At 39.1% G+C, this 11,632-nt stretch carries 9 protein-coding genes, 1 other RNA gene and 1 other annotated feature; all 10 genes read right to left on the reverse strand.

Features of this window, described 5'->3' with window-relative positions; genetic code table 11:
• On the reverse strand, positions 1-136 hold a 136-nt coding region (locus Q0K03_RS05610; protein ID WP_297238629.1), incomplete at its 3' end, for a deaminase.
• 10 nt (positions 137-146) lie between these two features.
• An RNA gene (gene ffs / locus Q0K03_RS05615) (signal recognition particle sRNA small type) lies at positions 147-244 on the reverse strand.
• An 84-nt stretch (positions 245-328) separates the two neighbouring features.
• Complete coding sequence (gene serS / locus Q0K03_RS05620; protein WP_297238614.1) at positions 329-1,609, reverse strand: serine--tRNA ligase; 1,281 nt, start codon at positions 1,607-1,609, stop codon at positions 329-331.
• A 41-nt stretch (positions 1,610-1,650) separates the two neighbouring features.
• Positions 1,651-1,852: a binding site (T-box leader), on the reverse strand.
• Positions 1,853-1,898: 46 nt separating this feature from the next.
• Positions 1,899-2,999 carry a branched-chain amino acid transport system II carrier protein gene (gene brnQ / locus Q0K03_RS05625; protein WP_297238616.1) on the reverse strand — a complete coding sequence of 367 codons (1,101 nt, stop codon included), beginning with the start codon at positions 2,997-2,999 and terminating at the stop codon, positions 1,899-1,901.
• 51 nt (positions 3,000-3,050) lie between these two features.
• Entirely contained in the window at positions 3,051-5,507 is a 2,457-nt protein-coding gene (gene gyrA, locus Q0K03_RS05630; RefSeq protein WP_297238618.1) for a DNA gyrase subunit A, read from the reverse strand.
• A gap of 9 nt (positions 5,508-5,516) precedes the next feature.
• Positions 5,517-7,478, reverse strand: a complete 1,962-nt coding sequence (gyrB, locus tag Q0K03_RS05635) for a DNA topoisomerase (ATP-hydrolyzing) subunit B (protein WP_297238619.1) — start codon at positions 7,476-7,478, stop codon at positions 5,517-5,519.
• Complete coding sequence (gene recF / locus Q0K03_RS05640) at positions 7,475-8,569, reverse strand: DNA replication/repair protein RecF (protein ID WP_297238621.1); 1,095 nt, start codon at positions 8,567-8,569, stop codon at positions 7,475-7,477. The genes gyrB and recF overlap by 4 nt, the downstream gene beginning before the upstream one ends.
• Positions 8,566-8,769, reverse strand: a complete 204-nt coding sequence (yaaA, locus tag Q0K03_RS05645; protein WP_297238622.1) for a S4 domain-containing protein YaaA — start codon at positions 8,767-8,769, stop codon at positions 8,566-8,568. The genes recF and yaaA overlap by 4 nt, the downstream gene beginning before the upstream one ends.
• Before the next feature lie 183 nt (positions 8,770-8,952).
• Positions 8,953-10,074 carry a DNA polymerase III subunit beta gene (dnaN, locus tag Q0K03_RS05650; RefSeq protein WP_297238624.1) on the reverse strand — a complete coding sequence of 374 codons (1,122 nt, stop codon included), beginning with the start codon at positions 10,072-10,074 and terminating at the stop codon, positions 8,953-8,955.
• Between the two features lie 144 nt (positions 10,075-10,218).
• Positions 10,219-11,580, reverse strand: coding sequence for a chromosomal replication initiator protein DnaA (gene dnaA / locus Q0K03_RS05655; protein ID WP_297238626.1), 1,362 nt, complete (start codon positions 11,578-11,580; stop codon positions 10,219-10,221).
• Positions 11,581-11,632 lie beyond the last annotated feature (52 nt).

The following is an 11,632-nucleotide window of genomic DNA, read 5'->3' on the forward strand; positions in this document are numbered from 1 at the left end:
TTTCTCTTTGATTGTAAGCTCGGGCAACAATCTGATCCTCTTTGACAATGACACATCCAATAGGGACTTCGTCTTTACTTTCTGCCCGCAAGGCTTGATGAATTGCCTTTTTCATCCATTTTTCATCTTGATTCATATTCTTATTGTACCATAAAAAAACTACTACACATGATGGAGCAAACTTAAGGCTGCTTCGTTCCCGACCTGACCTGATTCATTTGACATCATTGTAGTAGCTGTTTCATTATATCATATGAATTTACAAATTCAATACAAAAAGCTGTATTGTTTAAATATAGTATAAATATAAAAAAATAGAATAGTAGAACTATCCTATTTTTTTCATACCTCCCATATAAGGCTGTAAAGCTTCTGGAATCAAAATGCTGCCATCGGCCTGCAGATTATTTTCAAGGAATGCGATCAGCATACGTGGGGGAGCCACACAAGTATTGTTCAATGTATGGGCAAAATACTTATTTCCTTTTTCATCTTTCACACGAATACGCAAACGTCTTGCCTGGGCATCGGTCAAATTCGAGCAGCTTCCCACTTCAAAGTATTTCTTCTGACGAGGAGACCAGGCTTCTACGTCTACAGATTTACATTTCAGATCGGCCAGATCCCCGGAGCAGCATTCCAATGTACGTACCGGAACATCTAAGGAACGGAAAAATTCTACCGTGTTCATATACAGTTTCTTAAACCATTCCATACTGTCTTCCGGCTTGCAGACAACGATCATTTCCTGTTTTTCAAACTGGTGGATACGATATACACCTCGTTCTTCTATCCCATGAGCGCCTTTTTCTTTTCGGAAACAAGGAGAGAAAGACGTATATGTATATGGAAGATCTTTTTCATCCAGGATCGTATCAATAAATTTTCCGATCATGGAATGTTCACTGGTTCCAATCAGATATAGATCTTCCCCTTCGATCTTATACATCATGCCTTCCATTTCCGCAAAACTCATAACTCCATCCACGACGGCGGAACGAATCATATAAGGCGGAATACAATACGTAAATCCTTTATTGATCATAAAATCACGGGCATACGATAAAATGGCAGAGTGAAGACGGGCAATATCTCCCATTAAATAATAGAATCCGTTTCCTGCCACTTTACGGGCACTGTCTAAATCGATTCCATTGACTTTTTCCATAATTTCTGTATGGTAAGGAATTTCAAAATCAGGGACAACCGGTTCTCCAAATTTTTCCAGTTCCACGTTTTCAGAATCATCTTTTCCAATCGGAACACTGTCATCGATCATATTTGGAATCTTCATCATTTTTTCTTTAACCGATTCCCGCAGTTTTTCTTCTTTTCCTTCCAGTGCTTCCAGTTCCTGGGCAATTGAAGCCACTTTCTGTTTCACTTCTTCGGCTTCTTCTTTTTTACCTTGTCCCATCAAAGCACCGATTTGTTTAGAAATTGTCTTTCGCTGATTTCTCAGATCATCGGCGTGCTGTTGGGTCTGACGAAGTTCTTTATCTTCCTGAAGCACTTCATTGACCAAAGGAATTTTGGCATCCTGAAATTTCTTTTTCATATTTTCTTTCACAAGATCTGGATTTTCACGAACAAATTTAATATCTAACATTACATTTCCTCCTTTTGTCCATAAAAAAAGAGACATCACCATAAAGGGACGATGTCTCGCGTTGCCACCCTTCTTATCTTAAAAAAGATCTCTTGACATGATAACGGTCTGTACCGGATTTGACTACTTTCATTCATCCAATCACTCAAAGGGGCTTTTCTATCGGTCTTTATCAGTATTTTCACCCGCCATACTGTCTCTTGAATAAAGATTCGATATACTTTTCCTTTTCAACGTTTTCTGTACATTTTATATCATTCTTTAAATCAATGTGCAAGTTCTTTTTCTTTTATGACTTAGGTTTGATCACAATTCCAAAGACAATCAATACCACAGCCAGCGGGCACATGATCGATAATATCGGTGTGGATGCGTTCAATATGAAATCCAAACCAAAACTGGACACTACAAAACTGAACGCCGCAAATCCAAAGAGCCATGTTTTATAAGATATTTTGGAATACAGCTCATGAAAATACTGGGCACAGCAGGATAAAAGTCCAGAACACACATTGAAGCAGGCGATAAAGAAAATAGCGCCGACCAGGATCTGGGCAAAAGATCCAAAGCTGTTCTGGATCGCATAAACTAAGACCTGAGCTCCGTTGGTCACATTTTCAAAGTATCCGGAAGTGTGCATTCCGATATAGCCGGTCAGACAATATACACTTCCTAATAGGATACCGGCTACAACGCCCGCTTTCATGATTTCTTTGGCAATCTGTTTGGGATCTTTCACTCCCAGATCTTGAATATTGATGGATATGATGATACCAAAATTCAAAGCGGCCAGTATATCCATTGTCTGATATCCATCCACGATACCGGACCATACCGGAATTTCTTGATATCGCTGTGCCGTCTCTCCAATATTTATTGGAAGATTGATCAGTGTTCCGATAAAAACGGCACCAATCAATATCAATAATAAAGGCGTCATGATCTTTCCCAATAAATTTTTTAACTTATTAGGATGCAGGGCCACATAACTGGTCAATACAAAGAAACAAAGGGAATAGAAAATTCTTGCCCATATTAAATGTTCACTGGATAGAAAAGGGGAAAGAGCCATTTCAAAAGAAGTGGAAGCTGTTCTTGGAATGGCCACACAAGGTCCAATCAATAAATACACCAGTGTCACAAAGAGTACCGTAAAAATAGGATGGATCCGATCGGTTAAATTTTTTAATCCCTGATGTTTGGCGACGACTATGATCGTAATGGTAGGAACAAAAACCGCCGTTATCAAAAATCCAATCATTGAATAAATAAAATGAGATCCGGACTGAGCACCCAATAAAGGTGGAAATATTAAATTTCCCGCTCCAAAAAACATTGAAAATAAGGTAAAACCTATTAATATCGTATATTTAAAATTCAGCTTATTCATATGAAACTCCTAAAAAGGTTCTTATTTTTCACAATAAGAACCTTTTCTTCATTACTCTTCTTCTTGTGAATCCTCGCTGTGATCCACCAGTGTTACTTTTGTGACTTTCGCATTCTCTGTCAGATTGATCAATTTGATTCCCTGCGTATTTCGTCCATAGATTCCTACCGATTCCAACGCAATTCGAATCATGATTCCTGAACTGGAAACAATCATCGCATCTTCGATTCCTTCAACGGCCTGTACACTCACAAGCTGTCCGGTTTTTTCGGTTACATTGATCGTTCTTACACCTTTTTTGCCACGGGAGGTCAAACGGTAATCTTCTAAACGGCTTCGTTTTCCATAACCATTTTCAGAAATGGATAAGATCGTATCCCCTTCACGAGAAAGACAAACACCGACAACCTGGCTTCCATCACAGTTAAATCCTAATACACCGGAGGCACTGCGTCCCATGATACGAATCTGATTTTCATTGAAACGTACCGCTTTTCCATTGGATCCGGCAATCAAGACTTCATCTTCTCCTGAAGTGGTCTTTACAAAGGCCAGTTCATCATTTTCCTTCAGGCTAATCGCAATTTTTCCATTTCTATTGATATTGTCAAATTCTGTCAAAGCCGTACGTTTGGCAATTCCGTTTTTGGTTACAAACAACAAGGTTTTGATATCTTCATGTTCTTTTGGAATTGGAAGCAATACTTTTACTTTTTCATCGCTTTCCATGGTCAAAATATTTACAATTGGAAGACCTTTGGCATTTCGGGAAGCCACAGGAATATGGAATCCTTTCATTCGATAGACTCTTCCTTTATTCGTAAACAACAATAACCAGTCATGCGTTGACATGGAAATCATCGTATCAATGGAATCTTCTTCATTCAATGTCAGAGATTTGATTCCCCTGCCGCCGCGATTCTGCGTATGGTAGGTATTTACCGGTTGTCTTTTGATGTATCCGGATTCGGTCAGAATAATGATGCTTTCCTCAACCGGGATCAGATCTTCATCTTCCATATCGAAAGAGGCATCGGAAATTTCTGTTTTTCTTTCATCGCCATATTTTTGATTGATTTCCATCAAATCATCGCGAATGATCTGTAATACACGGCTGTGATTGGCCAGAATGTCTTCCAGATCCGCAATTGTCTTCAAGATTTCCTGATATTCATTTTCAATCTTATCTCTTTCCAATCCGGACAATCTTCTTAGCTGCATCGCAAGAATGGCCTTCGCCTGGATCTGCGTAAGACCAAAGGCTTCGCACAGTTCATCCACCAGACCGGCTTCGTCTTTTTTACTGGAGCGAATCAAATGAATCACTTCATCAATATGATCCATTGCGATACGAAGACCTTCCAGAATATGTGCTCTGTCTTTGGCTTTTTTTAGATCAAATTTGGTTTTGCGAACCACAACTTCAACTTGATGATCAATATAATCATTCAATATTTCTTTTAATGAAAGCTGTTTCGGTCTTCCACCCTCCAGCGCTAGCATATTGATTCCAAAGCTTGTCTGCAGCGGAGTCAGGCGGAAAAGCTGATTCAAGACAACTTCTTCCTGAACATCTTTCTTTAATTCCATAACGATACGAATTCCTTCTCGGTTACTTTCGTCATTTAGATACGTAACCCCCTGGATTTCTTTATCGCGGATCAAATCGGCCATTTTCTTGATCAAATTCAATTTATTGACCTGATAAGGAATTTCATAGAAAATAATGCGCTTCTTTCCGTTATCCAGCTCTTCGATACGGTATTTGGAACGGATCATGATCGAACCGCGGCCCGTTTCATAAGCCTGGCGGATCCCTTTTCTTCCTAAAATAATACCACCGGTTGGAAAGTCAGGTCCTTTGATGACTTCCATCAATTCCGGTACACTGACATCCGGATCATCCATCAATTTAATAATAGCTTGAATGGTTTCTGATAAATTGTGAGGCGGAATATTCGTCGCCATACCTACGGCGATTCCCACCGATCCATTGATCAATAAGTTAGGGATTCGGCTAGGCAAAACGACCGGTTCACTTTCTTCTCCATCATAGTTAGGAATAAAATCAACCGTTTCTTTATTGATATCTCTCATCATCTCCATGGAGATTTTAGACATTCTGGCCTCGGTATAACGCATGGCCGCTGCTCCATCTCCATCCAGAGATCCAAAGTTACCATGTCCGTCCACTAAAGGATAGCGATATGAAAAGTCCTGGGCCATACGAACCATCGCATCATAGACCGCTGTATCTCCGTGAGGATGATACTTACCAATTACTTCTCCGACGATACGAGCACTTTTTTTATGAGCGACTCCGCTGGTGATTCCCAACATATTCATCGCATGAAGGATTCTTCGATGAACGGGTTTCATCCCATCACGGACATCCGGTAAAGCTCGCTGTACGATGACCGACATTGAATAATCCAGGAAGGCTTCCCGCATTTCCTTGGAAATCTCAACATCTTCGATCGTATCGTATTTTTTCATTTCTTCTTCCATGGAAACCTCCTAATAATCCAAATTGGCATATACTGCGTTTTCCTGTATGAATTCACGGCGCGGATCCACATCTTCTCCCATCAGCATGGAGAAAACGCTGTCTGCTTCGACGGCATCATCGATGGTCACTCTTTTCAAAATACGATGCGCCGGATCCATGGTTGTTTCCCATAGCTGTTCGGCATCCATTTCGCCCAAACCTTTATAACGCTGTACCTTGAATCCATCTTTGAATTCTTCACGAAGACGATCCATTTCCTGTTCTTTATAGGCATACGCTACCTTTTTTCCTTTTTGAACTTTATACAAAGGCGGCTGGGCAATATATACATATCCTTCTTCAATGACCGGACGCATGAAACGATATAAGAATGTCAACATCAATGTACAAATATGGCTTCCGTCGACATCGGCATCGGTCATGATCACGATTTTATGATAACGAAGATTTTCCAGATTGACCTCATCCTGGATTCCGCATCCAAAGGCAGTGATCATGGAACGAATTTCCTGATTTTCAAAAATTCGGTGTTGACGCGCTTTTTCCACGTTCAAGATTTTTCCTCGCAGGGGAAGAATCGCCTGTGTCTTGGCATCACGTCCCTGTTTGGCACTTCCGCCGGCAGAATCTCCCTCGACAATAAAGATCTCGCATTCGCTGGCATTCTTGGAAGAACAGTCTGTCAGTTTTCCCGGCAAGGAACTGATTCCATCCAAGGCACTTTTTCTTCGTGTTAATTCACGGGCTTTTTTCGCCGCCAGACGGGCCTTTGAGGCCACGATGGCTTTTTCCACGATGGCCTTGGCATCGTTTGGATTTTCCAAAAAGAAACGTTTGATCTGTTCTCCGGCAATATTGGAGACAATCTTACGAACTTCACTGTTTCCCAATTTTGTCTTGGTCTGTCCTTCGTATTGAGGATCCGGATGTTTGATGGATATGATGGCCACCAATCCTTCTTTGACATCATCCTGAGACAGGGTCTCTTCTTTTTTGATCAGATTGTTTTCTTTGGCATAGGCATTGATCACACGGGTCAAAGCCATACGGAATCCATCTTCATGGAATCCTCCTTCATGGGTGTGAATGTTGTTACAGAAAGAATAGATATTGCTTTGATATCCATCGTTATACTGCAGGGCGACTTCCGCCAAAATCTGATTCTGCATTCCATCCACATAAATGATATTTTCGCTTAACGTCTTTTTTCCTTTATTCAGATATTTGACGTATTCAATGATTCCGCCTTCATATTTATAATTGACACTAGCTCCATCTTCCACTCGTTCATCTTTTAAAGTCAAACGAATATCTTTATTCAAAAAGGCCAATTGACGAAGTCTTACATTCAAGGTATCAAAATCATATTCCGTCGTTTCCTTAAAAATGACAGGATCGGCTTTAAATCGAACCAGGGTTCCTGTTTCATTAGTTTCCCCGATTACTTTTAAAGGTTCTGTGGTCTGTCCTCCATTTTCAAATCGAATAAAGTAGATTTTTCCATTTTGATATACCGTAACTTCCAGCCATTCACTCAAGGCATTGACCACACTGGCCCCTACACCGTGAAGACCGCCGGAAACTTTGTAGGCGCCTCCGCCAAATTTACCGCCGGCATGAAGAACGGTCATGATGGTTTCTACCGCACTGATTCCTGTTTTTTCATGAATTCCCACCGGCATACCACGGCCGTTGTCTCTGACAGAGATCACATTGTCTTTTTCAATGACTACATCGATCTGATTGGCATAACCGGCCAAAGCCTCATCGATTCCATTGTCTACGATTTCCCATACCAGATGGTGAAGACCGCGGGCACTGGTCGAACCAATATACATACCTGGACGAAGCCGAACCGCTTCCAATCCTTCCAGGACTTGAATATCATCAGCCGTATAGGAATGATCGACATGTGTCGCTGAATTTTCTAATTCTTCAAATTCAATGATCTTTTCATTTTCATTGCTCATAAATTGACCTCCTTGAGATGTCCTTTTTCAATTTGATAAATTTTGGTTTCATGATTCCTAAACCAATCCATGTTCACCCGTTCTGTCATTGTGATAAAGACCTGCATGGTTTTAGGAAGGATGGAAATCAGCTTTTGAGAACGATTTTCATCCAATTCACTGAATACATCATCCAATAATAAAATTGGATATTCCTTTTGTTTCTCATATATGATCTGACATAAAGCCAGTTTTAATGAAATCAGAAAACTTCTTTTTTGTCCCTGACTGGCAATATCTTTCAAGGATACGCCATTCATATGAAAATCAATATCATCCTTATGGATCCCTAAATGCGTCTGTTTGTACATCTTATCCCGATGAAAAGAGCGAACATAGGCATTTTTTAGATTCTCCCTGATGTTTTCCAGTTCAATAAAAGTTAGATATTGACCTCCGATGTCTTCTTTTTCACTGGTGAAATAAGAATAGAATTTTTTGGTCTTTTCCATAAGGTTTTCAAGAAAATAAACTCTCTGATTCAATATGATGACTTGATCTTCTATCATTTGTTCTGTGAGTGTCTCTAATAAAACATCATCGATCTTCTCCTTCTTCAGTATCATATTCCGCTGCCGAAGAAGTTTCTGATAGTGATTCAAAGTCCATGTATATTTCTTAGAGAGTTTGATCAATTCCATATCCAGAAATCTTCTTCTCATCTTTGGACTTTGATTAAAGAGCGAAAGATCATCCGGACAAAAGAGAACAGCGTTGATGTTTCCTATGAAATCAGAATAACGATGCACCGGATCATTGAAACGATACAAATGTTTTTCATGTTCATAGCCGACGATTCGCACTTCTTCTTTTCTTTGATGACTTTCCATCACAGAACGAATCATAAAAAAATCATGATCATCCTTGATCAAGCGAGACTGGCTCTGCGTACGAAAAGAACGTAAATGACTTAAATAATAAATCGATTCGATCAGGTTGGTCTTTCCCTGTGCATTTTTACCGGTCAGTACATGGATACAATTCGGATAAAAATCACATTTTATCTTTTCATAATTTCGAAAATAACGAAGCTCCAACTGACGTACATTCATCTTAAAGTGATCCTTGTATCATAAAAAGAAACGACATCATTTTTATAAAGCTTTCTTCCTCTTCGATTTTCTCTTTCTCCGTTCACATAAACTTCATTTTCATAAAGAAAATCTTTGATTTCTCCACCGCTTGAAATGATATCGCATGCCTTCAATAACTGTTGTAAAGTAATGTATTCACCTTTTAGATCAAAGTACATACAAATCCCTCTTTTCGCCATTAAATTATATCACACTCCCCTTTTTTTTACTACCTGTCCAAAACTCATGGTTTCTTTATTTCTAATTCAAAAAGAAAAGGCTCTAAAAAGAGCCGTATGCGTTAAATTCGATTTTATGAATCTTATTTGTCATTCTATATAAATTTTTATGTCTACACGCTTTTAATCGTAGCTTCGAATGGGTACGACCACCATTAAGATAGAAGGATCGTCCGGATTGGAGATCTTGATAGGTTTTAAGTAACCGGAGAATTCCAGCTTGACCTTTTCCGCATTCAAAGCTTTGATTGCATCCAACATATAGGTTCCGTTGCAGGCAAGATTTAAATCTTCTCCTGAATACGTACAATCGGTCAAAATCTCATCGGAATTTCCAATCTCGATGGAATTGGTCTTTACATGACAAACTTCTGGGGAACATTCCATTTTGATCAAATGGATCTTATCATTACGAATAAAATTCGTACGGTCGATCACATTGGATAATTCACTGGCATTGACTTCCATACTGGCGATGCATTCTGAAGGAATGATTCGTTCAACATCCGGGAACGTTCCATCGATCAATCGTGTCTGAATGATTGTCTTATCCAGGATAAACTGGGCTTTTTTATGATCTACATAAATCATGATGTCTGTATCTTCTTCGGAAATACTGCGTGTTACTTCATTCAAACTCTTGGCCGGAATGGTGATATTGAATTCCTGAGCCGAATCCAATTCGATTACTTTTCGTGCCAAACGATAGGAATCGGTAGCGCTGCAGTAAAGAGACTGGTTGCGGGCATGGAAATTGACCCCTGTTAAAACCGGTCTTTGATCTTTATCACTGCACGCAAAAGACGTCTGGGATACGATTTGTTTTAATTGTTCGCCTTTTAAAAGAAAGCTGTGGACAGGCTGAGAAAAATCAATGGTTGGATATTCCTGGGCACGAATGCCGTTGAGCTGGAATTGTCCGTTATCGCTGGATAAACGAACCAATGAATGATCGATTCTTTCCATATCAATGAGAGAACAATCCAGTTTTCTTACGATTTCCAATAAATATTTCGCTTCAATCACAATCGATCCCGTAGACTCGATCTGCAGCTGATTCAATTCTCCTTTTAAAATTGTGGAACGAATGGAAATGTTGGAATCGCTTCCGGTCAAAACAATCTGATCTTCATCCACCTGGATACAGATGCCGGATAATGCCGGAATCGGACTGAACATACTGATAGCTCGGGCAACTACGCTGATCTTTTCGTAAAAATACTTTCTGTCAATTGAAAAATGCATATGAAATCTCCTTTTTTTATTTTTTATATACTAAGTAATAACAATAACCTGTGGATTTGTGGAAAAAAGAATTCCATTTTCCTATATTTATCTAAAAAGAATAAGATAATGAAATGTGGATTGTATGGGGAAAGATAAGGAAAACTAATCTTTTTCCAAAATTGACTGTACTTTTTCCACGGCCATTTTAAAGGTTTGATCGGTCTTCATCAGCTTTAAAGCTCTTTCATACGAACTGGAAATAGTTGTATGGTCTCTGTTTCCCAATTCTTGTCCAATGGAAACATACGCTTTATGAAGCAGTTCCCGGCTTAAATAGATGAAAACTTGTCTTGCGTTCATTAATTTCTTCTGACGGGATTTTCCTTCCAGATCTTTGTAGGTCAGCCCATAAAATCGTGTGACCGCTTTTTTGATTTTCTTTATGGTCAATTCCGATTCAGAAGAGACAATCGGTTCTTTCATTAAGATTCTCTGGGCAAAATCTAAGTCGATCACATCCGGATTTTCTAAGGTTGCGTTGAAAATCAACTTATTGAGACTTCCTTCCAGATTTCTTACATCGTTACTGAATTTATTGGCCAGATAGTCCAATACATCTTCATTGATCTGGCATATTTCTTCATTGCCTTCCAGCTTCTTTTTTAAAATGGCTTTACTGGTATCAAATTCCGGTTTTAAGATATTGACCGATAAACCGGATGTAAAGCGGGAAATCAGACGTTTTTGAAGTCCGCTCATCTCCATGGGATGCACATCGGAAGTAATCACGATCTGTGCATTTTTTCGGATGAGTTCATTGTATACATTAAAGAAAACTTCCTGACTGGAAGAAAGTTGAAGATTTTGAATGTCATCAATCAAAAAATAATCATAGGAAACCAGTTGGGATTTTACTTGATCCACGGCATTTCCATGAACACTCTTGGATTTCATGGCATCCAGTAAAATGGTGACCAGATCTCCGCTGTATGAGTAAAAAACTTTTGTTTCCGGTCTTTCTTTTCGCAGATAATTTCCAATCGCATGAAGAAGATGCGTTTTCCCTAATCCAGAATTTCCATAAATCATGATGGGATTGAAAAGATGATTTTTCTGTGTACAGCAGGAAAGACAGGCGGCATAAGCTTCCGCATTGGAATTTCCTTCAACAAAATTTTCAAAAGTATATTCTTCATTGAAATCGGTACGCATCAGATTCTGCGTACGTTCCTGCAGCTTGATTTCCGGAATCAAAGAAGAAGCGTCCTGTTTGGAAATCAGCTGAATGGAAATTTCTTCCTTTGTGACTTCTTTCAAAGACGACTCCAAAAGCTGTATGCCATTGGTATTTTTTAATATATTCAGTGTAATCATCGTTGGATAGACAATATAAGCCATACCGTCTTCGATTTTTAATAATTCGGTTTTAGAAATCCAGGAATCGAAAGTTTCTTTATCATAGTATTTGGATTTTTCGATCAGGGATAATACTTGATTCCATATGGTTTTGTATTGCGGTTCCATAGATTCCTCCTTTACCTTTAGTATTATACACGAAATCATATAGAATGATAAG

It is taken from the genome of uncultured Faecalicoccus sp., assembly GCF_944327125.1.
In the GTDB taxonomy this organism is placed as follows: Bacteria; Bacillota_I; Bacilli_A; order Erysipelotrichales; family Erysipelotrichaceae; genus Faecalicoccus.